This is a genomic window from Nocardia sp. 852002-20019_SCH5090214 (assembly GCF_001665865.1).
Lineage (GTDB): Bacteria > Actinomycetota > Actinomycetes > Mycobacteriales > Mycobacteriaceae > Nocardia > Nocardia nova.
In genome coordinates this window covers 22106-46160 of sequence record NZ_LZMK01000005.1, presented here as the reverse complement: position 1 = coordinate 46160, position 24055 = coordinate 22106, and the positions used below count along the sequence as shown (strand labels likewise).

Sequence of the window (24055 nt, the reverse complement as noted above, 5' to 3'; positions counted from 1 at the left end):
TTCCGAACATCCCGCCCGAAGTCCGGAACGCCGTGATCGCCCGCGAAGATCGCCACATTCAGCCGATCGCCGCGATGATCACCGGCTGCCTACCCGGCCTTGCTGAGGCGTCATCGGCAGCGCGATCATCGTCGCCGTCGTCCGATCGGCGGCGTAGCCAGCTCGGGAATATCGAATGATTCTGTAGCACAACACATTCAGCGGCCGACAGAAACTGTGTGCCGACGGGATCCGGTGCGGCTCAGGCCGGGCCCGGATTGCCTTCGCCGATCGTGGTGTCCGCCGGATCGCGGGTCGCCGGTAATCGAGTGGCGGGCAGGGCATCATCGATCCACGAGACGATCTCGTCGGCCCAAGCCGTGATCGCGGCCCAATCGCGTAGATCGCCGTACGGGCAACCGAACAGGCGGATCAGCAGCCGGTTGCGCAGCTCAGGGGGCCGGACGACGACACCGGCGAAACCGCGATATCCCTTGCTGCCGGTCGAAGTCCGGCATTCGGTGACGACGGGCGGCGTGAGCCGTTTGAAGAACGCTCCCACCGGGCCACGCAGGGCCGGCCCCATGCCGACGCTGAACAACCAGTTCGGGCGTTGTTTCAACGTCTTCGCATAGCGCTCGATGTAGTCGGCGAAACCGGGGAGGAAGCCTCCGTTGTGGATCGCGCTGCCCAGTACGACCGCCTCGAAGCAGCCGGGGTCCGGTGCCCGATCCACCGGCTCCACCCGGACGTGCAATCCCGCCTCCCGCATCCGGCGCGCCATGAACTCGCCGATCTGGGCGGTCGAACCCGCTGCGGAGGCGTAGACGATGAGTACCGTGTGCTCGCTCTGATCGGATGCCATAGACCAACTGTCCGTCCAGGGTGATCGTTCGGGCAGGGTCCTCGGTCCCATCGCTTCGGCGACCTTCGTCGTCGGCTTCCGCGCAACGGATGCGATCCGGCGGCAGCGGGACAGCCGGATGGCTCCGGTGCTGCTCGGGCGGTCCGCCACGCCGGCCGGAGCGCTCCTCGTCAGAGTGAGCGCTCGCGAACGATGCGGGCGATGTCGAGGTTGCGGACGCGGCGCAGTGCGGGAAGTTGGACGGTGATCGCGGCGGCCAGAACGGCTGACGCGACAAGTGCCGGTGTCGGCGAACTCATCGCCAATTCGAGACGGGCGCCCTGATTTTCGTAGGTGGCCAGCAGCCTGCGGGCGAGCAGGATGCCACACCCGATGCCGATCGGAATGCCGACCACGACGAGGACGAGATTCTCGGCGGCGATCAGGCGCGACAGCATTCCGGTACCCATCCCCGCTGCCCGCAGGGCGCCGAGTTCTCCCAGCCGCTCGCCGATGTTGGCCGACATCGCGTTGAAAAGCAGCGCCGCGGCCATGGCTGCGGCGAAAATCAGCATGATTCCCACCAGCGTGTTGTACATCGCGAATGCCTGCCGCATGGCCGAGGCCACGGTGGCCGTGGAAAGGTACGCGACCGCACCGGGGATCGCGGTGAGCCGATCGGAGACGGCGCGCTCATCGGTCACGCCGGGCCGCAGTTTCACCAGCACGCCCGTATCCGGTACGGGACCGATAGCCTGCCTCAGGTAGTCGGCCGAAACGTACACAACCGGGGACAGCGGCTCGTCGACGAATCCGGCGATCGGTGCCGATAGGTGTTGTCCGGTAGCGGTATCGGCGACATCGACGGTGTCCCCGACCGAGACGCCCAGGGTGTCGTGCAGCCCCGAGCCGAGCAGTAAACCCTTGCTGGACAACTGGTTCGAACCGGACTCTGCGATGAACCGGTGCATCTGCGTCGCGGGCGGCAAGCTGATCACGAGGGTGTCGTAGTGACGATCCCCGGCCGAGAGTGCCACGTCGTAGCGGCCCATCGGCTCGGCCGCGGCGACGTCGGGGTCCTGCCGGACGCGGGTCAGCACCGAATCGGTAGCGCCGGGGGCGGTCGCGATCTCGCCGTCCTGCAGCATGATCCGGCCGTACTGCCGGTCGATGAGTGTCGCGACGGTGTCGCGCAACCCGGCGAACACCATCACCAGGCTCACCGAGACGGCCACACCGACGATGGTCAACACCGCGCGGCGACGATTCCGCAGCACGGCCCGCAGCATCATCCGCCAGCGTGCCGGTGCGCGTTCGAGCGGTGGAACGAGGCGTTCGAGGACGCTGCGTCCTCCGCGCCGGGACGGCGGCGCGACTCGCATGGCCTCGGCGGGCGACATTCGCGCTGCGGCCCGCGCGGGCGCCCACGCGGCAACGGTCGCGGCGGCCAGGGTCGCGGCGGAAGCGACGAGCAGGATGCCCGGATGCCATGCGGTCACATGCAAGGGCAGTCCGAGAGCCTGGGTATAGCGGGTGGTGATCCAGCCGCCGAGTAGATAGCCCCCGGCCAGGCCGGGAACGATGCCGAGCACCGCGCACGCCACGCCGTATCCGAGGTAGTGCCAGCGCAGTAGCCCGGGGGAGAAGCCGTTGGCAGCGAGGGTTCCGATGACTGCCCGCTGCGCTGCCACCACGCGGGACAGCAGCACGTAGGTACCGAGCACCGCTGCGGCCAGGAACAACCACGGCAACAGATTCGCGAAGGTCCCGAATGCCTCGACGTCGTCCTGCAACGCTCGATACGACGGCTGCTGATCACGCGGGACAAGCTGCAGTCCGTGTGCTCGCGTGTAGCGTTCGGCTGCATTGACCAGATCACCCGCCGCAGCACGATCCGTTGCGTACAACGCGACCTGTTCCACCGGATCGGGCAGATTCCGGACCAGATCGCGGTCGGGAAGGAACACGACGCCGAAGTGCTCGGGGGTGGTCATGATCTCCTGCGTGGAGCGGGCGGGCCAGAAGTACTCCGTCGACAACGCCGAACCCGCCACCGGAATCGCTTGCCAGCCGCCGGGATTCAGAAGTTCGACGCTGTCGCCGGGATGCAGGTCGTAGTGATCGGCGAGGTGCTGTTCGACCACGAGCCGGCCCGCCGACGGCAATGTTCCCGACCGTATCGAGAGCCGGGAGACCTCGGGCGGTGCCCCGTCCGGGATACCGATCGCGCGGCCGAGGAAGGTCCGTCCTCCGATGCGAATGCCGACCTCGCTCTGATGCCTGACCTCGGCCACCGGCGCGCCCGGTAGCGCCTCCAATGCCGCAACGGATTGTCCGGCGCCCGGGCCGGAGACGACCGCGTCGGGCAGTCGTTGCGCACTGTAGGCCCGGGAAAAGGATTGATCGAGATTGCGGTAGGCGCTCGCGGCCGCGACGAACGCCGCGACGCCGATGGCCAGGACCGTGGCGACGGCCAGGAACTGCCAGCGCTGCCGCCATAGATCCCGGCGCAGCTTGCGTAGCAGCGTCCGGCCTACCACTGCAACTCCGACGCCTCGACCGGATGGTCCACCCACTCGGAACGGCTGATCTCACCCGACTGGAGCCACACCACGCGGTCGGCCATCCGGGCGATTTCGGAGTTGTGCGTCACGATCAGGACGGTGTGATGGCCCTCCCGCGCGAGACCGCGCAATACGGCCAGCACCTGTCGGCCGGTGGTGAGGTCGAGGCTGCCGGTGGGCTCATCGCACAGCAGCAGCGGCGGTTCCTTCACGATTGCCCGGGCGATGGCCACTCGCTGCTGCTGTCCCCCCGACAGCTGTCCCGGAAATCGCTCGGCGACATCTGCGACACCGACGAGGTTCAGCGCGGCGCGACTGCGGGCGGCGGCATCCGGCCCCGTCAACTCCGCCAGTATTTCCACGTTCTCCAGCGCGGTCAAGGTCGGGACCAGATTGAAGAATTGAAAGACGAATCCGACGCGGTCCCGCCGGAACGCGGTGCGCTGCTTGTCGTTCAGCGCGCCGATATCCATGCCCGCCACTTCGACGACACCGCCCGAGGGCTCCTCGATCCCGCCCACCAGGTTCAGCAATGTGGTTTTACCCGATCCCGACGGACCCAGCAGCACCACGAACTCGCCCGGCCGGACCTTCAGATCCACATCGCGCAGCGCGACCACCTGGCCCGCACCGGAGCCGTAGGTCTTGCCGACTCCTGTCATTCGTAGCGCGGGCGCACCCGATGCCGCGGCGGCCTCGGCCGCGAGCAACGGATCCGCGTGGGTGCGGCGATTCATGATCTCAGCGTCGCGAACCGGCTGTTACGGCGGGAAGGGCCGGTTGTCACATATCGTTGCCGAACTGGGTCTTCACCGACCGGAGCGATCCTGTGCCCACGGATCCACAACCCGCCCGTGAATGAGCTTGCATGATCGTGCATAATCATCACATGGCGGATACCTCGAGTGGGCCCGTGGTGCGGGTCGCGGTAGCTGGTGCGAGCGGATACGCGGGCGGTGAGGTCCTGCGTGTGCTGCTGGGGCATCCGGAGTACCGAGCCGGGCGCCTCGAGATCGGGGCGCTGACCGCGGGATCCAATGCCGGGACCACGCTGGCACAGCTGCAGCCGCATCTGCTGCCGCTGGCCGATCGCGTCCTCGAGGCGACCACGGCGGAGGTGCTGGCCGGGCACGACGTGGTGTTCCTCGGGCTGCCGCACGGGCAGTCCGCCGCCATCGCGCAGCAGCTGCCGGAGTCCACGGTGATCATCGACTGCGGGGCCGATTTCCGGCTCACCGACCCCCAGGACTGGGAGACCTATTACGGATCCCCGCATGCCGGAAGCTGGCCCTACGGTCTGCCGGAGCTGCCCGGCGCCCGGGAACAGCTGCGCGGGGCCACCCGGATCGCGGTACCGGGCTGCTATCCGACGGTGTCGAGTCTGGCGCTGGCGCCGGCGGTCGGGGCGGGCATCGTCGAACCGGATGTGACCGTGGTCGCGGTGAGCGGCACCTCGGGCGCGGGCCGCAAACTCGACGTGGGGCTGCTGGGTTCGGAGGTGATGGGCTCGGTCCGCGCCTACAACATCGCCGGCGCGCACCGGCACACCCCCGAGATCGCGCAGAACCTGAAGGCCGCGGCCGCGGCGACGGGCGCCGACATCGGCGATGTCACAGTCTCTTTCACGCCGGTGCTGGCCCCGATGCCGCGCGGCATCCTGGCCACCTGCACCGCGCGCCTGCGCCCCGACGCCGCGGGCGCGGTGGCCGACCTGGCCGCCGCCCGCGCGGTCTACGACAAGGCATACGGCGACGAACCGTTCATCCACCTGCTGCCCGAAGGCGTACTGCCGCAGACCGGTTCGGTGGTCGGCTCCAACGCCATCACCCTGCAGGTCGCCGTCGACACCGCCGCCCGCACGCTGGTGGTGATCGGCGCCATCGACAATCTGACCAAGGGCACCGCGGGCGCCGCGGTGCAATCGATGAATCTCGCTCTCGGTCTCGACGAGACCGCCGGACTTTCCACCGTAGGAGTGGCACCGTGACCGACACCGATATCGCCGGCGGCAAACTGGTCCGCACCCAGGGTGTGACCGCACCGCTCGGATACCGGGCCGCCGGCATCGCAGCCGGCATCAAGGCGAACGGAAAGCTCGATCTGGCACTGGTTTTCAACGAAGGGCCCGACTATGCCGCGGCGGGTGTGTTCACCCGCAACAAGGTGAAGGCCGCGCCGGTGCTGTGGTCGCAGCAGGTGCTCACCAGCGGGCGCCTGCGCGCGGTGATCCTCAATTCCGGCGGCGCCAACGCCTGCACCGGCCCGGGCGGATTCCAGGACACCCACGCCACCGCCGAGGAACTGGCGAAAGCGTTGAGCAACTGGGGAACCGAAACCGGCGCGGGCGAAATCGCGGTCTGCTCAACGGGTTTGATCGGTGACCGGCTGCCGATGGACAAACTGCTGCCCGGCGTGACCGAGATCGTGCACGAGATGGCGGGCGGCCTGTCCGGCGGCACCGACGCCGCGCACGCCATCATGACCACCGACACCGTGCCCAAGCAGGCCGCGTTCCATCACGCCGACAAATGGAATGTCGGCGCGATGGCCAAGGGCGCGGGCATGCTCGCCCCGTCGCTGGCCACCATGCTGGTCGTGGTCACCACCGACGCCGCCGCCACCCCGCAGCAGCTGGATACGGCGCTGCGCAATGCCACCCGGCTGACCTTCGACCGGCTCGACGTCGACGGCTCCTGCTCGACCAACGACACCGTATTGCTGCTGGCCAACGGCGCCAGCGGCGTCACCCCGAGCCAGGAGGAGCTCGACGCCGCGGTGCTGGCGGTCTGCGACGACCTCGCCGCGCAGCTGATGGCCGACGCCGAAGGCGTCACCAAGCGCGTCGAGATCACCGTCACCGGCGCGGTGAGCGAGGACGAGGCGCTGATCGCCGCTCGCGCGGTCGCCCGCGACTCGCTGGTCAAGACCGCGTTCTTCGGTTCCGATCCGAACTGGGGCCGGGTGCTGGCCGCGGTGGGCATCGCTCCCATCGAACTCGATCCCGATCGGGTGACCGTGTCGTTCAACGGAAATCCGGTGTGCGTTAACGGAACCGGCGCTCCGGGCGCACGTGAGGTGGACCTGTCCGGGCCCGATATCGCGGTGCTGGTGGAACTGGGGCTCGGCGAGGGCACCGCCACCGTGCGCACCACCGACCTCTCGCACGGCTACGTCGAAGAGAATTCGGCCTACAGCTCATGACCACCGAAGCGACACCGGAGGTTCCGGTGACCACCCAGGACCTGTCGGCGCTGGACAAGGCGCACGTGCTGGCCGGCGCGCTGCCGTGGCTGCAGAAGTTCCGCGACAAGATCGTGGTCGTCAAATACGGCGGCAACGCCATGATCGACGACACCCTCAAACACGCTTTCGCCGCCGATATGGCGTTCCTGCGCACCGTCGGCGTGCACCCGGTGGTGGTGCACGGCGGTGGCCCGCAGATCAGCGCCATGCTGAAGAAGCTGGGGCTGCAGGGCGAATTCCGCGGCGGCTTCCGCGTCACCACCCCCGAGGTGATGGATGTGGTGCGGATGGTGCTGTTCGGTCAGGTCGGCCGGGAACTGGTCGGGCTGATCAACGCGCACGGCCCGTACGCGGTCGGCATCTCCGGTGAGGACGCGCGGCTGTTCACCGCCACCCGCCGCACCGTCACCGTCGACGGCGAGCAGACCGATATCGGCCTGGTCGGCGACGTCACCGCCGTCAATCCGGACGCGGTGCTGGATCTCGTTCGCGCCGGGCGCATTCCGGTGGTCTCGACCATCGCGCCCGATGCCGACGGCGTGGTGCACAACATCAACGCCGACACCGCCGCCGCCGCGCTGGCCCAGGGCATCGGCGCGGAGAAGCTGGTGGTACTCACCGATGTCGAAGGCCTGTACACGAATTGGCCCGACCGCTCGTCACTGACCACCCATATCGACACCGCCGCCTTGGCCGCACTGCTGCCGAGCCTGGACGCGGGCATGGTGCCGAAGATGGAGGCCTGCCTGCGCGCGGTGCAGGCCGGTGTCCCGACCGCACATGTGATCGACGGCCGGGTACCGCATGCGGTACTGCTGGAACTGTTCACCGGGGAAGGTATCGGAACGATGGTGACCCCACCCGAGACGGCAGGAACGACAACGTCATGAGCGACAACGTCATGAGCACAGAGCAATTGCAGCAGCGGTGGTCGTCCGCGCTGATGAACAACTACGGCACCCCGAAGGTGGCGCTGGTGCGCGGCTCGGGCGCGGTCGTCTACGACGCCGAGGGCAACCGCTACGTCGACTTCCTGGGCGGTATCGCGGTCAACAGCCTGGGCCACGCCCATCCGGCGATCGTGGAGGCTGTCACCCAGCAACTCGGCACCCTCGGCCACGTCTCGAATCTGTATGTCAGCGAGCCGGTTCTGGAACTGGCCGAGAAGCTGCTCGCGCATTTCGGTGACGGACACGGCCGGGCGTTCTTCTGTAATTCGGGCACCGAGGCCAACGAGGCGGCGTTCAAGATCGCGCGCCTCACCGGACGGCACAAGATCGTCGCCTGTGACGAGGCCTTCCACGGCCGCACTATGGGCGCGCTCGCGCTCACCGGGCAGCCGTCGAAGCGGGCGCCGTTCGAACCGATGCCACCCGGTGTCGTGCACGTGCCTTACGGTGACGCCGCCGCGCTGGCCGCCGCGGTGGATTCCGATACCGCCGCGGTCTTCCTCGAGCCGATCATGGGGGAGAGCGGTGTGGTGGTGCCGCCGCTGGACTATCTGGCCGAGGCCCGCCGGATCACCTCCGAGCACGGCGCGCTGTTGATCCTCGACGAGGTGCAGACCGGAATCTGCCGCACCGGACCGTTTTTCGCGCATCAGGCCGTGGGCATCGTGCCCGATGTGATCACGCTGGCCAAGGGGCTGGGTGGCGGTCTGCCCATCGGCGCGGTGCTGGCGCAGGGCCGGGCGGCGGAACTGCTCACCCCCGGACTGCACGGCACCACCTTCGGCGGTAATCCGGTCAGCGCCGCGGCGGCGCTGGCGGTGCTGCGGACCATCGACGAGCAGGGGCTGGCCGCGCACGTCGAATCGGTCGGCAAAACGCTGATCGACGGCATCGAGGAACTCGGCCATCCGCTGGTCGACCACGTGCGCGGCGCGGGGCTGCTGATCGGAATCCAACTGACCGAGGACGTTTCGGCGAAGGTCGAGGCGGCCGCGCGTGCCGCCGGCTATCTGATCAACCCGCCGAAGCCGAATGTGATCCGGTTGGCCCCGCCGCTGATCCTGACCGAGGCACAGGCGCAGGGCTTCCTCGCCGACCTGCCCGGCATCCTCGACGCGGCTTCCCAGGAGAGTGAGTGACCATGGTGCGGCATTTCCTGCGTGACGACGACGTCACGCCCGCCGAACAGGCCGAAATCTTAGCGCTGGCAGCGGAATTGAAGGCCGCGCCGATTTCCCGTCGGCCGCTGGAGGGGCCGCGCGGGGTGGGTGTGATCTTCGAGAAGAACTCCACCCGTACCCGGTTCTCCTTCGAGATGGGCATCGCGCAACTCGGCGGGCACGCGGTGGTGGTCGACGGCCGCGACACCCAGCTGGGCCGCGAGGAAACCCTCGCCGATACCGGACGGGTGCTGTCGCGCTACGTCGACGCCGTCGTCTGGCGCACCTTCGAACAGCACCGGCTCGACGAGATGGCTTCGGCGGCAACGGTTCCGGTGGTGAACGCGCTGTCCAACGAGTTCCATCCGTGCCAGGTGCTGGCCGATCTGCTGACGTTGCGCGAATGCAAGGGCGAACTCGCCGGGCGCAAACTCACCTACTTCGGCGACGGCGCGAACAATATGGCGCATTCGCTGCTGCTGGGCGGCGTCACCGCCGGACTGGATATCACCATCGCCGCGCCCGAGGGGTTCCAGCCGTACGACTGGGTGCTCGAGGCCGCCCGCAAGCGGGCCGCCGAAACCGGCGCCACGATCACCCTGACCGAGGATCCGGTCGCGGCGGCCACCGGCGCCGACGCCCTGGTCACCGACACCTGGACCTCGATGGGGCAGGAGAACGACGGCCTCGACCGGGTCGGCCCGTTCCGCCCGTTCCAGCTGAACGCCGAACTGCTCGCCCATGCCGCCTCGGATGTGGTTGTGCTGCATTGCCTTCCGGCGCATCGAGGCGAGGAGATCACCGACGAGGTGCTCGACGGCCCGCACAGTGTCGTGTGGGACGAGGCCGAGAACCGGCTGCACGCGCAGAAGGCGCTGCTGGTGTGGTTGCTGGAGCGACGATCGGGCGGTGCGGCGTGAGCACTGCGAGAACGAACGGGTCGGGCGCCGGATCGGAGGGTCCGCGCACCGGCCCGGCCATCGCACGCACCCGCGCCGGGCGCCAGCAGCGCATCGTGGAACTGTTGTCCGCCAACGCGGTTCGCAGCCAGACCGAGTTGGCTGCCCTGCTCGCCGACGAGGGCATCGAAACCACCCAGGCCACCCTGTCGCGTGATCTGGACGAACTCGGCGCGGTGAAACTGCGCGCCGCCGACGGTGGCGCCGGTATCTACGTCGTCCCCGAGGACGGCAGCCCCGTGCGCGGCGTCACCGGCGGCACGTCCCGGCTCTCCAAACTGCTCGGCGACCTGCTGGTCTCCACCGACCACAGCGGCAACCTCGCTGTCCTGCGGACGCCGCCGGGTGCGGCGCACTTTCTGGCCAGCGCACTCGACCGCGCGGCACTGCCCGAAGTGGTCGGCACCATCGCCGGTGACGACACCATCGCGGTCATCGCCCGCGAACCCATGACGGGTGCCGAACTGGCCGCGAAGATCGAACATTTGGCGTAGACGGCCGAATCGGAGATCGACCCGGCTCGGACGTCTGCTTCACGGCGCCAGCCCCAAGGCGGCTCGAAGCGCCGCCCGCCCGCGATCGGCCGCGCGGGGATCGTCCAGCAGTTGAACCTCCTGGTTGACCGCCATCGTGATTCCGATGACAGTGGTGACCAGTTCGTCCACCGGGCGATGGGGGCCGTCCGATTCTGCTCGGCAGGCAACGATTTCGGCTGCCAGCGCTGCGCGAGCGCCGTCCACGTACGCGCGGAGGCGATCGCGGAGCGCTCCCGGCCGGCCGTCGAGTTCGGTCGAGGCCGCGGTGACGAAACAGCCTCCGGGAAAAGGGCATTCGGCCAGATAGGCGATCCAGTTGTCGATCATCCGCCCCAACCGTTCGATGCCCGGCGGCAATCCCTCCAGCGGTGCGATCACCGCCTCGCGGAAGATCTTCCCGGCTTGTTCCAGGGCAGCGAGTTGCAGCTGTTCCCGCGAGCCGAAGGGGCCGACGACGCCGGCCTTGCTCATCTCCAGGCTCTCGGCGAGAGATCCGATCGTCACACCCTCCAGGCCCCTCAGCGAGGCCTGCTCGACGGCGACGGAGACGATGCGCTCTCGCGTGCGAGATGCGTCGACGGCGGAACGGCGAGGTGACATCCGTTCAGCATAGCGTCCGATCGTTCGCTATAGTCATTTGGCGAACGCTCGTACGCTAAACGATGAAAGGTGTTGTGATGAGCGAACTTCTGCGGCTGGACGCGATGGCTCTGGCCCTGATCGGCCACGATGTGGTCACACTCGAGGACGCGGATCTCACCGCGCCGACGCCGTGCGCGGGATGGAATGTCGCCGATCTGATCACGCATATGAACGAGCGGCACGAGGCGGTCAACTCCTCCGTGCTCGGGACCTCGGCCGAATTCATCGACGATCCGCGCGCCGCGTTCGCGCACGTCACGGCCCGGTGGATCGCGGCGATCGAGCGCTCCGGTGAGGTCGTGGAACTGCCGCGGTCCGGCCCGCTCGCCACCGAACGAGTGCTGGGCATCCATCTGGTGGACATGCTCACTCACCGCTGGGACCTCGCGCGGGCGCTGCACCGTCCCTGTCCCGTCCCGCCGCGATTGACGGCGGTGGCATTGCCGATCGCCCGGTCGATCACCGCGCCCGGCAGCCCGCTCACCGGCCCCGGCGGCGCCTACCGGCCCCGGCTGGCCGAGGACGAATCACGCCCGCCACTGGACCGTATAGTCGCCCTCCTCGGCCGCGACCCGGACTGGCGCGGCTGAGCATCGAACGCTACGGCTTGCGGGCGACCGCGCCCCAGCAGTTGACCTGGGCATCGAGCCAGGACGGAGGTTCGATGCCGGGGCGCCAGCGGTTGACCGCGACGACGCCCGGATCCAGCAGTTCGAGGCCGTCGAAGAAGGCGGCGAATTCGTCGCGGGTGCGGGCCTGCGCGTATACGGCGCTGCGGCGATACATCTCTAGCGCCCGGTCCATCCCGTCCGGGTCCAGATCGGCGGTGATGTGTGACGCGACGACGAACGAGCCGGGCGCGAGGTTGTCGAGCAGGGTCTTCAGGACGCCGGCCGGATTCTGTTCGGCGGACAGGAAATGCAGCACCGCGACCAGGCTCAACGCCACCGGACTGGCCAGGTCGAGGGTCTCGCGCAATTCCGATGCGGCCAGGATCGCCTCGGGATCGGTGAGGTCGGCCTGAATGTAGGCGGTGCGGCCCTCGGGCGATCCCGCGAGCAGGGCACGCGCGTGTGCCAGCACCACCGGGTCGTTGTCGACGTACACCACGCGGGCCTCCGGGGCCCGCTCCTGCGCCACTTGATGCAGATTGGGTTCGGTCGGGATGCCCGTGCCGATGTCGAGGAACTGTTTCACCCCGGCATCGGCGAGGGCGTCGACCGCGCGGTGCATGAATTGCCGGTTGTGCCGGGCCGCGATCCGTACCGTCGGAAAGCCTTCCATGACCTTCTCGAGCGCGCGGCGGTCGACTTCGTAGTTGTCCTTGCCGCCCAGTGCGTAGTCGTAGATGCGGGCACTGCTGGGCGCCTCGGCATCGGAGGTCGCACTGCTGTCGGACGCGTTCATCACATTCCTGTCGGCACGGGATCGTCTCGATCGGATGGTATTCGAAATCAAGCGCTCGTGCACGGATTCCGCGTCGACCGGAAGGCGTTGCCGATCAAAGGGTTTGGGGGTCCGGAACGGCGGCCGCCGATGGCGCGGGTGACATTCCGGACCCGACGACCGAATCGGGCGAATCAGCCGGCGACCGCCGGAGCTAGCACCTCCTCGCACCACTGCCGGAAACCGGTGGGGGAGTAGGACTCCGGTGTGCGAGGCGTGTCGTAGAGGCCGTCGTCGACGGCGGCCGACATATCCGCCAGCCCCTGCGCCCAGGCCGCGCTCATCCCGTGCGCCGTCAGCGATGCCGTGTAGTCGGCCGCCGAGACCTGCTGGTAGCCGATCGGGCGGCCGAGTACCTCGGACATGATGCGCGCCATATCGTTGTGCGACAGATCTTCCGGACCGCGGATCTCCACGCTGTCCTGTCCGGTCCAGGAATCGTCGAGCAGCAGCCGGGCCGCGACGGCCGCGATATCCCGTGTGGCACAGGCGGGCAACCGGTGATCGCCGGATACGGTGCCGAAGAAGGTGCCGAGGTTCCGGATCGGATCGACCTGCCGCAGCATATTGTCCATGAATCCGGGCGGGCACAGCGACCGGTAATGCACCCCGCTGCTCTCGATCAGCGCGTCCATCGCGAAAATCGCCGAGATCTGTCCCGCCTTGCGGCCGTTGGCGCGACCGAGGCTCGAGACGGCGACGATCCGGCCGATGCTGTCGAGCGCCTCGCACAGCGGCGTCACGAATTCCAGCAGGTGACCGGGCACGCTGGGCGCCGACGGATTCGGCGGAACCAGCCAGAACACGGTGTCGGCGCCCTTCAACGCGGCGGCGACGACCTCGCGATCGGAGGTCGATCCCTGGACCACCTCGACCCGCTCGCGGATGTGCGGGGCCAGGCGCGCCGGATCGCGGGCGATCACCCGGATCGGCTGGTCGCTGCCGGCCACGAGATCGAGGACCTGCTGTCCGATACTGCCTGTAGGTGTGGTTACGACGATCATGAACTACTCCTGAACGAGTGCGACGTAAGTAAACTACACCGTACCGTTTACTTTGACGGAAGGGAAGACCGCATGGCGAGGCGTGGTGATCGGCTGCGCGAACACATCCTGTGGACGGCGAAGGACGTCTTCCTCGAGGTGGGGTTCGAGCGGACGTCGATGGATGTGCTGGCCGCGCGCGCCGAAACCTCGAAGCGAACCCTGTACGCGCATTTCGAGAACAAGGACGCGCTGTTCCTCGCCGTCGTCGACTTCGTGCGCGGCCTGCATCTGAACCGGCTGGGGACTCCCGAGGACTACGGTGACGACCGACTGGACGCGGTGACCGGATACTGCGTCGGATTCCTCCGGTCGGTGGTCTGGGTCCAGTCCGTGCGCACCTGCCGGCTGGTGATCGCCGAAGCGGAGCGGGTACCGGCGGCCGCCGCCGATTTCTACGACGCCATCTTCGCGACCACCCGGCGCAATCTCGCCGCATTCGTGGCGGCGAAGTGGCAGCTGCCCGAATCCGAGGCGCTCGCCGCCGTCGACGAAATCTTCTCTCTCGCAATCCATCCGCGCTTCACGGCGGTCCTGTTCGGCATCGAGGAAGCGCCGCACGAGTGGCCCGAACGGCAACCGGCCACGACCGATCCGGACCACGACCGAATTCGCCGGATCGTCACCGGAGTACTTGGAGACGCCTGACGCGTCGAGTCCGTGAATCTGTCGGTGCCCGTCCGTAGGGTGTGCGCATGGCGCTGACCTTCGAGCGGTACTGCGATGAGATCGTTGCCCAGACCGACTTGCTGCGAGCCACACTCGCGCATGCCGATACCGCGCTTCCCGTCCCGACCTGTCCGGGCTGGACCGTGGGCCAGCTGGGACGCCACCTCGGCGGTGCGCAGCGGTGGGCACGGGCGGCCGTGGCCGGCCGGGTTCGAGAACCGTTGCCGGAGGACGACTTCGCGTTCCGGGATCTGTCCGGATATCTGGACGAGGACCCCGAACAATTACGTGATTGGCTCGCCGAGGGTGCCGCGGAGCTGTCCGCCGAACTGCTCGAGGCGGGGCCCGGCCTCGCGCTCTGGACGCCGGTGCCGGTCGTGCCGACCACGGACTTCTACGCCCGCCGCTTCACCCACGAAACGCTGATCCATCGCGCGGATGCCACGCTCGCGCTGGGTGCCGAATATCGCGCCGCGCCGGATGTGGCCGCGGACGCCATCGACGAATGGCTGGAACTGGGCTCGCTGCCGGTGATGTTCGACTACAAGCCGGAGGCGCGGGAACTGCTGGGGCCCGGTCGCACGCTGCACTTCCATGCCACCGACACGTCCGAGGAGCTGCAAGCCGAATGGATCGTCGATCTCACCGGCGATGCCATCGGCTGGCGGCGCGCCCACGAGCGCGCCGCGGTCGCGATTCGCGGGCCGCTCACCGAACTCCTGCTGGTGATCTATCGGCGCCGGCCGGTCGAGGACGCCGATATCGAGATCCTGGGCGAGCGGGAACTGTTCGACTTCTGGCTCGATCGGGTCAGCTTCGGGTGAGTAGCGGGCCCGCAACGAACCGCCGGCCCGGCGCTCGGGTCCCGCGGCTCAGGCCAGCGGATACTGTCCGGGCGGGTAGTTCCCGCCGAAGCCGCCGCCCGGCGTGCCCGCGCCGCCCGCGCCGATGAGGTCGGAGATGAGGGTGATCACCGATTGGCCGATCGCCAGCACATCGGAGCCGATCGTGCCGAAATAACCCGCAAACGTGGAGAGCATGGGTCCGCCTTTCCCGGGGCATCTGGGGTCGTTCGCTATCAGGGTGACATATCGGTGATACCCGGTTGCGGCAATCTCATTGACACTCACGGGTTTCGGGGTGAATGTCCGCGGTTGTCCGATCCGTCGGGTGGGCCGGTGGGGGCGCCGTGGTGCTCGGGCGGTGGTACGCCCACCCCCGGTTATGAATGGGATTGCATCATCATGCATAATCATTTGCAGTTGATGTGAGCCGTCCGAGGGCGGGTAGCGGCGGCACATCGCACCGGTGACATCGCGCACCCCCTACGCATACGCACGAACCTGAGGAGCATCAGATATGGCCGATCGCGTCGTACTCGCCTATTCCGGCGGGTTGGACACCTCCGTTGCCATCAGCTGGATCGGCAAGGAGACCGGGGCCGAGGTGGTCGCCGTCGCGATCGATCTTGGTCAGGGCGGCGAGGACATGAACGTGGTGCGCCGGCGTGCACTGGACTGCGGCGCGGTCGAGGCCATCGTGGTCGACGCCCGCGACGAATTCGCCGACGAGTACTGCCTGCCGACCGTGCAGGCCAACGCCCTCTACATGGGCCGCTACCCGCTGGTGTCCGCGATCAGCCGCCCGTTGATCGTCAAGCACCTGGTCGAGGCGGCCGAGTACCACGGCGCGACCACCGTCGCGCACGGCTGCACCGGTAAGGGCAACGACCAGGTTCGCTTCGAGGTCGGCATCGGCGCGCTCGCGCCCGATCTGAACGTCATCGCCCCCGTGCGCGACTACGCGTGGACCCGGGAGAAGGCCATCGCCTTCGCCGAGGAGAACGCGCTGCCGATCACCGTCAGCAAGAAGTCGCCGTTCTCGATCGACCAGAACCTCTGGGGCCGCGCGGTGGAGACCGGCTTCCTCGAGGATCTGTGGAACGCGCCGACCAAGGACGTCTACGACTACACCGTCGACCCGACCGTCAACTTCGAGGCGCCCGACGAACTGATCGTCACCTTCGACAAGGGCGTGCCGATCGCGATCGACGGCCGCCCGGTCAGCGTGCTCGAGGCCATCACCGAGCTCAACAAGCGCGCGGGTCGCCAGGGCGTGGGCCGGTTGGACATGGTCGAGGACCGCCTGGTCGGCATCAAGAGCCGCGAGATCTACGAGGCGCCGGGCGCCATCGCGCTGATCACCGCGCACCAGGAGCTCGAGGCCGTCACCGTCGAGCGCGAACTCGGCCGCTACAAGCGTCAGGTCGAGCAGCGCTGGGGCGAGCTGGTCTACGACGGCCTGTGGTTCTCCCCGCTCAAGCGGGCTCTGGACGCCTTCGTGCGCGACACCCAGCAGCACGTCTCCGGTGAGGTGCGCATGGTGCTGCACGGCGGCAACGTCGTCGTCAACGGCCGCCGCAGCGAGGAGTCGCTCTACGACTTCAACCTGGCCACCTACGACGAGGGCGACAGCTTCGACCAGTCGCTGGCCAAGGGCTTCGTCCAGATCCACGGCCTGTCCTCCAAGGTCGCCGCGCGCCGGGACCTGTCCAAGAAGTAGGAAGCCGGCGGGCTCGGCCGCACGATCGGCCGAGTCGTGCGGCCGGTCGGGAGCAGCGGCAGCCGGTCGTCGCCGCGAGCGCTCGGTCATCGTTCGGTCGATGGCCGAGCCGCCGAGCAGGGTGTCCATGTCGGCGCGTGTGTCGAGCCGGAGGTGCGCTGCGATGCCCCGTAGGGCCGCCGCTCTCGCGAGCGCGACGCTCGGGCGGAGAGGTTCACGAGTATCCGGTCGGAGGCGCCGACGCACAGCACCGGCCGACGGATCGCGAAGACTCGCGGTGACCTACCGAATGCCGTTGCGTTTGGCAATCGTCCCCGCAATGCCGGATCGCCTCCGGCGGGAAGTCGGCGTGATCCGGCCGCACCCACACCTCGCCGAGCGTGTACATCCGTGGTGCGGAGTCCGGCGCCCCACCAGGCGCGGAGTAGCCTGCCACCGGGTGAAACCGCACGACCGCAGGGTGCGCATCGTGTAGAAGGCGACGCAGCCCGAACGGGAGGAGATGTCCGTGCGCAGTGACGACGACAGCTGGGATATCACCGAGAGTGTCGGCGCGACCGCCATCGGTGTGGCCGCGATGCGGGCGGCCGAGACCCGGCGCCCCGATGCGCTGTTCCGTGATCCCTACGCCGCGCGTCTGGTCGAGGCCGCCGGTTCGGGCTGGAGCCACATCATGCGCGCTCAGGTCGCGGCGACATCGGCCGGTGCGGATCCCGCCGGCGAGGGCGGGCATGCCTACAGCTCGCTGGCCGCGATGCTCATCGCTCGCACGGTCTACTTCGACGAGTACTTCGCTGCCGCCTCCGCCGCCGGCATCCGGCAGGTCGTGATCCTCGCGAGCGGACTCGACGCCCGTGCTTATCGGATCGAATGGCCTTCCGGCACTGTGGTTTTCGAGATCGACCAGCCGAAGGTGCTGGAGTTCAAGAACTCCGTGCTCGCCGATGAGCAGCCCGCCGTCGACCGGCGCGCGATCGGCGTGGATCTGCGCCAGGATTGGCCGAAGGAGCTGTGGGACAACGGTTTCGATCCCACCGCACCGACCGCCTGGCTGGCGGAGGGACTGCTGCGCTACCTGCCCGGCGAGGCGCAGGACCGGCTGTTCGGCGATATCGCGGCGCTCAGCGCGCCCGGCAGCCGGATCGCCCTGAACATCGGACGCGGACGGAGCGAGGATTCGCCCGCACTGCAAGCGATGCGGGAGCGCCGCAAGCGACTGCTCGCCGAGGCCGGGATCACGCTGAACCTCGAAGAACTCTGGTACCCCTGGGAGGGCCGTACCGACCCGCGCGACTGGTTCACCGCGCACGGCTGGGCCGTGACGGTCGGCGATCCGGTCGCCGTCCTGTCCGACCACGGCCGCGAGCAGCCCGAGGCCGCTCGCGCCGAACTGAACCGCCACATTTTGATGACCGCCACACGAGGAGACGAGAACCGATGAGCCAAGCCACCAACGAGGGCGCGCTGTGGGGTGGGCGTTTCGCCTCCGGCCCCGCCGCGGCCATGGCGGCGCTGAGCAAATCGACCCATTTCGACTGGGCGCTGGCGCCCTACGACATTCGCGCGTCCAAGGCCCACGCTCGTGTGCTGCACAAGGCCGGACTGCTGTCGGAGGCCGATCTGGCGGACATGCTGGACGGACTCGACCGGCTCGCGGCCGATGTCGCCTCCGGCGCCTTCACTCCGGCCGAATCCGATGAGGATGTGCACGGCGCGCTCGAGCGCGGTCTGATCGATCGGGTCGGCGCCGAACTCGGCGGCCGGTTGCGCGCGGGACGCTCCCGCAACGATCAGGTGGCCACCCTGTTCCGCATGTGGCTGCGTGATGCGGTGCGCCGCATCGCCTTCGGCGTGCTCGAGGTCATCGACGCCCTGGTCGAGCAGGCCGCCGCGCATCCGGATGCGGTGATGCCCGGCAAGACCCACCTGCAGGCGGCCCAGCCGGTGTTGCTGGCTCACCAGCTGCTCGCCCACGCGCACCCGCTGTTGCGCGACGTCGACCGGCTGCGCGATTTCGACAAGCGCGCGGCGATCTCCCCGTACGGTTCGGGCGCGCTGGCCGGATCGTCGCTGGGGCTCGATCCCGAGGCCATCGCCGCCGACCTGGATTTCGATGCGGCCGCGGCCAATTCGATCGATGCGACCTCCGCGCGCGACTTCGCCGCCGAGGCCGCCTTCGTCCTCGCGATGATCGCTGTCGATCTGTCGCGCATGGCGGAGGAGATCATCATCTGGAGCACACCGGAATTCGGCTACATCACCCTCGCCGATGCCTGGTCCACCGGATCGTCGATCATGCCGCAGAAGAAGAATCCCGACGTGTCGGAGCTGACCCGCGGTAAGGCCGGTCGCCTGATCGGCAACCTCACCGGCCTGCTCGCCACCCTCAAGGCGCAACCGCTGGCCTACAACCGGGACCTGCAGGAGGACAAGGAGCCGCTGTTCGATTCGGTGGCGCAGCTGGAACTTCTGCTGCCCGCCATCGCCGGTCTCGTCTCCACCCTGACCTTCCACACCGAGCGGATGGCCGAACTGGCGCCCGCCGGGTACACCCTGGCCACCGATATCGCGGAATGGCTGGTGCGCCAGGGCGTTCCGTTCCGCGTGGCGCACGAGGCGGCCGGTGCGTGCGTGCGCACCGCCGAAACCCGGGGCGTCGGCCTGGACGAGCTCACCGATGCCGAGTTCGCCGCCGTGGATCCGGCGTTGACGCCGCAGGTACGCGAGGTGCTCACGGTGCAGGGGTCCATCGCCTCCCGCAACTCCCGCGGTGGCACCGCCGGGGTGCGGGTCGCCGAACAGCTGAGCGAGGTCCGCGCCACCGCCGCCGAAGCCCGTACCTGGCTGCACTGACCCAGCGGGTAGTTGCCCGCGCTTCGGTCACCGCGCCCGATATCGTGCGCGCATGATGTTCCTCTTTCTCGGATTGGCCATCGTGACCGAGGTGTCGGCGACGGTGTCGCTGAAGCTGTCCGAGGGGTTCACCAAGCTGGTGCCCTCCCTCGTCGTGGTGGTCGGCTACGTGGCGGCGTTCATCTTCCTGTCGCAGGCGCTGAAGCGGGGGATGTCGGTCGGTGTCGCCTACGGGGTGTGGTCGGCGATCGGGGTGGCGCTGGTCGCCACGATCGGCGTGCTGTTTCTCGACGAGCCGCTGTCCGCGGTGCAGATCGGCGGCATCGCGCTGCTGATCGCCGGGGTGCTGGCGCTGGAACTGGGCGGCGCACTGACGCGCGCTCAGTCCTGAACGCGCACAGCGTATTCCGCCCGCTCGAGCGCGTCGAGAACATCGTCGCGATGGGCGGGGCCGCGGGTCTCGAGGGTCAGCTGCACCTCCACCTCGTCGATCGCCAGAGCCGCGGGAGTACGCGAATGCACCACGTCGAGCACATTCGCGCCGGTGCCGGCGACGGCATCGAGTAACCGGCTCAGACTGCCCGGCCGATCCGAAATGGTGATCCGCACGGCGAGGTAGCGCCCGCCGGTGCTGAGCCCGTGGCCGATGATGCGAGTGAGCAGGATCGGATCCACGTTGCCGCCGGAGATGATCGCGCAGACCGGTCCGCGCAGGCGCAGTTCCTCGGCGGGCAGGCTCAGCAGCGCCGCGACCGCCGCCGCGCCCGCCGGTTCCACGACGAGTTTCGCCCGTTCCAGGCACAGCAGCACGGCTGCCGAGAGCGCGTCCTCGCCCACGGTGACGATCGTCGGCTGATGGGCGATGACATGGGCGAACGGCACCTCACCGGGTCGCCCGACGGCGATGCCGTCGGCGATGGTCGACATACGTTGCAGGGCAACGGGTTCCCCGGTACGCAGCGAATCTGGCCAGGCTGCCGCCAGCGCCGCCTGCACGCCGATCACCCGCACCTGCGGTGCGGCCGGGTGCAGGGCCGCGGCGACACCCGCGAGCAGTCCGCCACCCCCGGTCGGCACCAGTACGGTCCCGACGTCCGGAAACTGTTCCAGCAGTTCCGATCCGACGCTCGCCTGGCCCGCGACGATATCCGGATGGTCGAAGGGATGGATCAGCGTCGCCCCACTGCGATCGGCGAATTCCTGGGCCGCGAGCAGCGCCTCGTCGACCGTCTCGCCCACCTGATGAACGGTGGCGCCGTAGGCGCGAGTGGCGACGAGTTTGGGCAGAGGCGCTCCCACCGGCATGAACACCGTCGAGGCGATGCCCAAAGTCGTTGCGGCCCAAGCAACTCCCTGCGCATGATTGCCGGCGCTCGCGGCCACCACCCCGTGGGCGCGTTCTGTAGGGGCGAGATTCGCGATCCGGAAGTACGCGCCGCGCGGCTTGAACGACCCCGTCCGCTGCAAATTCTCGCATTTGAGCCGCACATCGGCGCCGGTCCGCTCGGACAGCACCCGCGAGGCGATCACCGGGGTGCGGCGGATGACGGGCGCCAGCATCTCCCGGGCCGCGCTGATGCGATCGAATCCGATCAGCTCCATGCGGCCATGCTGCCAGACGCCTGCGGTGAATCCTCGCAGCCGGACGCGCGATGGTGATGTGAGCCGGCCCGCAAAATCCGCACGATGCGGGGTAATTGAACCCACACCGCTGAATGCGCTTTTGAAAGGCGGAATTAAGTAGCCTGGGGGAATGCAGTTGTCGCGATTCACCGATCTGGGGCTGCGGGCGATGATGCGGCTCGCGGTGAGCAGCGGCGTCGAGGAGCGGGTTACCGCGAAGCTGATCGCCCGGCAGGTCAACGCCTCCGAGCACTACGTCGCCAAGGCCGTCACCAAACTCTCCGAACTGGGCCTGGTGGCCTCGCAGCGCGGCCGCGCCGGTGGCATCTTCCTCACCGACGCCGGTCGCACCGCCACCGTCGGGCAGATCGTGCGCGGCCTCGAGGGGGCGGCCGAGGTGGTCGACTGTGTGGGCGAGCACCCCTGCCCGATGGCCGGGGCGTGTCGCCTGCGGCGGATCCTGGCGGAGGCGCAGGAGTCGTTCTATCGAGAACTCGACCGCTACACACTCAGTGATCTGGTCGATCAACGGACGCAGCAATTACTGCATCTGTCGGCCTCGCCGAAATTGCCGTTCGGCGGTTTCGCGGCCGATATTCCCGCTGTGTCCTGACCCCATCTCCTCCTCGTAATGCGCTGTGCACCAACATTTTCGGTGGCACAGCGCATTTCGCTGTATTCGAACGAAAATGTGGCGCGGACAACATAATCCGCACCCGGAACCGTAATTGAACACACGGGCTCGGAAATGGATTCGAGGCACCCGAAATGGTTACCGTGGAATTCGCCCGGTAATGCACCGGAATTGTTGCTCGAAGAGGAGTTTCACCATGACGACCGCGTCGACATCGGCCCTGGACACCAGCGCCGAACTGGAACCGCATCACGCCGAGATCGTGCGGGCGACCCTGCCGGTGATCGGGGCGCGGATCGACGACATCACCGCCGAGTTCTATCGGCGTCTCTTCGCGGCACACCCCGATCTGCTGCGCAACGTCTTCAATCGCGGCAACCAGGCCCAGGGGGAGCAGCAGCGCGCGCTGGCCGCCTCGATCGCCACGTTCGCCACCCACCTCGTCGATCCGAACCTGCCGCATCCGCGCCAGTTGCTGGCCCGCATCGGGCACAAACACGCCTCGCTCGGGGTGGTGCCCGACCAGTATCCGATCGTGCACGAGCATCTGTTCGCGGCGATCGTGCACGTGCTGGGCGAGGCGGTCACCCCGGAGGTCGCGGCCGCCTGGGACCGGGTCTACTGGCTGATGGCCGACACCCTGATGGGATTCGAGAACGAGTTGTACTCGGGCGCCGGTGTCGAACCGGGCGCGGTCTTCCGTGAGGTCCGGGTGGTGGAGCGCGTCGAGGACCCCGCCGAGACCGTCACCTTCGTCGTGGAATCCGCCGACGCGACCGCGCCCCTTCCCGGCTTCGTTCCGGGACAATATGTTTCGGTCGGCGCCGATCTGCCCGACGGCGCCCGGCAGTTGCGCCAGTACAGCCTCGTCAACGCTCCCGGCGCGGGCCGGCTGGCCTTCGCGGTGCGCCGTGTCACCGCCGTCGGCGACCGCCCCGAGGGTGAGGTGTCGTCGTGGCTGCACACCGACGTCGAGGTGGGCGACCGGCTGCAGATCACGCTGCCGTTCGGCGATCTGACCATCGACACCGCCGCGCGGACGCCGCTGGTGCTCATCTCGGCCGGTATCGGCGTCACGCCGATGGTCGGAATCCTGGAATATCTCGCGGCCGCCGGGTCGCCGCGCCGCGTGCTGGCGCTGCACGCCGACCGCGCCGCCTCCACGCACCCGCTGCGCGGCACTCAGGCCGATCTGGTCGCCGGTCTACCGGATGCCGAGCTGCACGTCTGGTACGAGGAGCCCACCGCCGGTGCGCACGCGGGCCTGCTGTCGCTGGCCGGCATCGACCTGCCCGAGGAGGCCGACATCTATCTGTGCGGCGGCACCGGTTTCCTGCAGGCGGCACGGGCCCAGCTGAAGGCGGCCGGTGTGTCCGACGAACGGGTCCACTTCGAACTGTTCGCGCCCAACGACTGGCTGCTGGATCTTTGAGCGGTCAGCGGCCGGTGCGCGCCGCGGCGAGCACTCCGTGCAACCAGGGCGTGAAATCCGCTGGGGCGGAGGCGATATCGGCCTCCAGCCGATCGGGCTCCGCCCAGCGCACCGCGGCCACCTCGGCCGGGTCGGGATGGTCGGGCACGCCGGCGAACTCGCCGATCAGCACATGATCCCACTCGTCCTCGACCCGCCCGGTCGCCGGATCGTCGGCCCGATAGCGATAGACGCCGACCTCGCGCAGTTCCGCGCTCACCCGCAGTTCCTCACCCAGCCGGACCGCGGCGGCCTCGGCGAGGGACTGCCCCGGCGCCGGATGTCCGCAGCAGGTGTTGGACCAGCGCAGTGGGAACCGGGTCTTGACCGCGGCCCGCTGCTGGAGCAGCACCCGGCCGTCCGGCCCGAACAGCAGCACCGAGAACGCGCGGTGCAGCCGTCCGGGCGCGGTGTGGGCATCGGACACCGGGCAGATTCCGGTCGCGCGGCCCTGCTCGTCGACCAGTTCGACGGGCAGGGACTCGCGGTCGACCGTGCTGTCGGTGGAGGTGATGTGGGTGCCGGTCACGGTCCCACCTTATCGGCGGCTGTCACCGGGTGAAGGGACCTGCCCTCGCGATATGCCGATCGGCGACGCCGGTGCCGCCGCAGCCGGCCCGGGCCTCCGCCGGCCGGTCGCCGGGGCCGATATCGCTGGGGAAGCCCGCGCGGCGATCGGCCCGGGCGATGGCCGAAATCGCCGGCGCGGTGAATTCCCCTCCGCAGGAGAGGCCTTCGGGCGCCATCGCGGCCAGGTCGCCTACCGGCCGGGGCACGGTCGGCGATGCGGGACCGAATTCGCGAAAACGTGGCGCCGCCTGCCGCATCCGCACCCCGTCCGTGCGCAACCTGTGATCGCGGATGGGACCGATCACAC

At 68.7% G+C, this 24055-nt stretch carries 25 protein-coding genes; 15 read left to right on the top strand and 10 right to left on the bottom strand.

What is annotated here, in order from left to right; translation table 11 throughout:
• Positions 1 to 241: 241 nt before the first annotated feature.
• From A5780_RS00245 to A5780_RS00235, 3 genes are all read right to left on the bottom strand, one after another.
• Entirely contained in the window at positions 242 to 844 is a 603-nt protein-coding gene (locus A5780_RS00245; protein ID WP_064907413.1) for a flavodoxin domain-containing protein, read from the bottom strand.
• A 170-nt stretch (positions 845 to 1014) separates the two neighbouring features.
• A complete protein-coding gene (locus A5780_RS00240) occupies positions 1015 to 3363 on the bottom strand; it encodes an FtsX-like permease family protein (RefSeq protein WP_064907412.1) in 2349 nt (782 codons plus the stop codon).
• Positions 3357 to 4124 (bottom strand): ABC transporter ATP-binding protein, encoded by a 768-nt coding sequence (locus tag A5780_RS00235; protein ID WP_082976198.1) that lies wholly within the window; start codon positions 4122 to 4124, stop codon positions 3357 to 3359. Before A5780_RS00235 ends, A5780_RS00240 begins: the two co-directional genes overlap by 7 nt.
• Before the next feature lie 152 nt (positions 4125 to 4276).
• Between A5780_RS00235 and argC the strand changes: the two genes are divergently transcribed.
• Genes argC through A5780_RS00205 form a run of 6 tightly spaced genes read left to right on the top strand, consistent with a single transcriptional unit; the run spans position 4277 to position 10193 of the window.
• On the top strand, positions 4277 to 5374 hold the full coding sequence (gene argC, locus A5780_RS00230) for an N-acetyl-gamma-glutamyl-phosphate reductase (protein WP_064907411.1): 1098 nt from the start codon (positions 4277 to 4279) through the stop codon (positions 5372 to 5374).
• On the top strand, positions 5371 to 6588 hold the full coding sequence (gene argJ, locus A5780_RS00225; protein WP_064907410.1) for a bifunctional glutamate N-acetyltransferase/amino-acid acetyltransferase ArgJ: 1218 nt from the start codon (positions 5371 to 5373) through the stop codon (positions 6586 to 6588). Before argC ends, argJ begins: the two co-directional genes overlap by 4 nt.
• Entirely contained in the window at positions 6585 to 7520 is a 936-nt protein-coding gene (argB, locus tag A5780_RS00220) for an acetylglutamate kinase (RefSeq protein WP_082857217.1), read from the top strand. The genes argJ and argB overlap by 4 nt, the downstream gene beginning before the upstream one ends.
• Positions 7521 to 7531: 11 nt before the next feature.
• Positions 7532 to 8719: an acetylornithine transaminase gene (locus A5780_RS00215; protein WP_063016106.1), complete on the top strand. Its 1188-nt coding sequence runs from the start codon at positions 7532 to 7534 to the stop codon at positions 8717 to 8719.
• A gap of 2 nt (positions 8720 to 8721) precedes the next feature.
• A complete protein-coding gene (gene argF, locus A5780_RS00210; protein ID WP_064905887.1) occupies positions 8722 to 9660 on the top strand; it encodes an ornithine carbamoyltransferase in 939 nt (312 codons plus the stop codon).
• A 59-nt stretch (positions 9661 to 9719) separates the two neighbouring features.
• Complete coding sequence (locus A5780_RS00205; RefSeq protein ID WP_030518235.1) at positions 9720 to 10193, top strand: arginine repressor; 474 nt, start codon at positions 9720 to 9722, stop codon at positions 10191 to 10193.
• A gap of 39 nt (positions 10194 to 10232) precedes the next feature.
• Here A5780_RS00205 and A5780_RS00200 read toward each other — a convergent pair whose 3' ends face one another.
• The gene (locus A5780_RS00200; protein WP_064907409.1) at positions 10233 to 10835 is read right to left on the bottom strand and encodes a TetR/AcrR family transcriptional regulator; all 603 of its coding nucleotides are present in this window, start codon (positions 10833 to 10835) and stop codon (positions 10233 to 10235) included.
• A gap of 77 nt (positions 10836 to 10912) precedes the next feature.
• Between A5780_RS00200 and A5780_RS00195 the strand changes: the two genes are divergently transcribed.
• Entirely contained in the window at positions 10913 to 11467 is a 555-nt protein-coding gene (locus A5780_RS00195) for a TIGR03086 family metal-binding protein (RefSeq protein WP_063016097.1), read from the top strand.
• A gap of 10 nt (positions 11468 to 11477) precedes the next feature.
• Here A5780_RS00195 and A5780_RS00190 read toward each other — a convergent pair whose 3' ends face one another.
• Both A5780_RS00190 and A5780_RS00185 read right to left on the bottom strand, forming a co-directional pair.
• A complete protein-coding gene (locus tag A5780_RS00190; protein ID WP_064907408.1) occupies positions 11478 to 12284 on the bottom strand; it encodes an SAM-dependent methyltransferase in 807 nt (268 codons plus the stop codon).
• 173 nt (positions 12285 to 12457) lie between these two features.
• Positions 12458 to 13327, bottom strand: coding sequence for an NmrA family NAD(P)-binding protein (locus A5780_RS00185; RefSeq protein WP_064907407.1), 870 nt, complete (start codon positions 13325 to 13327; stop codon positions 12458 to 12460).
• A 72-nt stretch (positions 13328 to 13399) separates the two neighbouring features.
• Between A5780_RS00185 and A5780_RS00180 the strand changes: the two genes are divergently transcribed.
• Both A5780_RS00180 and A5780_RS00175 read left to right on the top strand, forming a co-directional pair.
• On the top strand, positions 13400 to 14014 hold the full coding sequence (locus A5780_RS00180; protein ID WP_064907406.1) for a TetR/AcrR family transcriptional regulator: 615 nt from the start codon (positions 13400 to 13402) through the stop codon (positions 14012 to 14014).
• A gap of 47 nt (positions 14015 to 14061) precedes the next feature.
• On the top strand, positions 14062 to 14859 hold the full coding sequence (locus A5780_RS00175; protein ID WP_064907405.1) for a maleylpyruvate isomerase family mycothiol-dependent enzyme: 798 nt from the start codon (positions 14062 to 14064) through the stop codon (positions 14857 to 14859).
• Positions 14860 to 14907: 48 nt separating this feature from the next.
• Here the strand turns inward: A5780_RS00175 and A5780_RS39680 are convergent, their stop codons facing one another.
• On the bottom strand, positions 14908 to 15075 hold the full coding sequence (locus A5780_RS39680) for a hypothetical protein (RefSeq protein WP_156055842.1): 168 nt from the start codon (positions 15073 to 15075) through the stop codon (positions 14908 to 14910).
• Positions 15076 to 15394: 319 nt separating this feature from the next.
• Between A5780_RS39680 and A5780_RS00170 the strand changes: the two genes are divergently transcribed.
• The 4 genes from A5780_RS00170 to A5780_RS00155 all read left to right on the top strand — a co-directional run bounded on the left by A5780_RS00170 (position 15395) and on the right by A5780_RS00155 (position 19841).
• Entirely contained in the window at positions 15395 to 16597 is a 1203-nt protein-coding gene (locus A5780_RS00170; protein ID WP_064907404.1) for an argininosuccinate synthase, read from the top strand.
• A gap of 508 nt (positions 16598 to 17105) precedes the next feature.
• A complete protein-coding gene (locus tag A5780_RS00165) occupies positions 17106 to 18038 on the top strand; it encodes a class I SAM-dependent methyltransferase (protein WP_369817563.1) in 933 nt (310 codons plus the stop codon).
• A complete protein-coding gene (argH, locus tag A5780_RS00160) occupies positions 18035 to 19450 on the top strand; it encodes an argininosuccinate lyase (RefSeq protein ID WP_064907403.1) in 1416 nt (471 codons plus the stop codon). The genes A5780_RS00165 and argH overlap by 4 nt, the downstream gene beginning before the upstream one ends.
• Positions 19451 to 19502: 52 nt before the next feature.
• On the top strand, positions 19503 to 19841 hold the full coding sequence (locus tag A5780_RS00155) for a multidrug efflux SMR transporter (protein WP_064907402.1): 339 nt from the start codon (positions 19503 to 19505) through the stop codon (positions 19839 to 19841).
• Here A5780_RS00155 and ilvA read toward each other — a convergent pair.
• Positions 19832 to 21052 (bottom strand): threonine ammonia-lyase, encoded by a 1221-nt coding sequence (gene ilvA / locus A5780_RS00150; RefSeq protein ID WP_064907401.1) that lies wholly within the window; start codon positions 21050 to 21052, stop codon positions 19832 to 19834. The genes A5780_RS00155 and ilvA overlap by 10 nt on opposite strands.
• A 151-nt stretch (positions 21053 to 21203) precedes the next feature.
• Here ilvA and A5780_RS00145 point away from each other — a divergent pair, with 151 nt between their 5' ends.
• Both A5780_RS00145 and A5780_RS00140 read left to right on the top strand, forming a co-directional pair.
• Positions 21204 to 21686: an Rrf2 family transcriptional regulator gene (locus A5780_RS00145; RefSeq protein WP_030518247.1), complete on the top strand. Its 483-nt coding sequence runs from the start codon at positions 21204 to 21206 to the stop codon at positions 21684 to 21686.
• A 217-nt stretch (positions 21687 to 21903) separates the two neighbouring features.
• Complete coding sequence (locus A5780_RS00140; protein WP_063016111.1) at positions 21904 to 23139, top strand: globin domain-containing protein; 1236 nt, start codon at positions 21904 to 21906, stop codon at positions 23137 to 23139.
• A gap of 4 nt (positions 23140 to 23143) precedes the next feature.
• Here A5780_RS00140 and idi read toward each other — a convergent pair whose 3' ends face one another.
• Together idi and A5780_RS00130 are read right to left on the bottom strand one after the other, a co-directional pair.
• Positions 23144 to 23707 carry an isopentenyl-diphosphate Delta-isomerase gene (gene idi, locus A5780_RS00135; protein WP_227462773.1) on the bottom strand — a complete coding sequence of 188 codons (564 nt, stop codon included), beginning with the start codon at positions 23705 to 23707 and terminating at the stop codon, positions 23144 to 23146.
• A 22-nt stretch (positions 23708 to 23729) separates the two neighbouring features.
• Positions 23730 to 24053 (bottom strand): hypothetical protein, encoded by a 324-nt coding sequence (locus tag A5780_RS00130; protein ID WP_064905872.1) that lies wholly within the window; start codon positions 24051 to 24053, stop codon positions 23730 to 23732.
• Between the last annotated feature and the right edge of the window lie 2 nt (positions 24054 to 24055).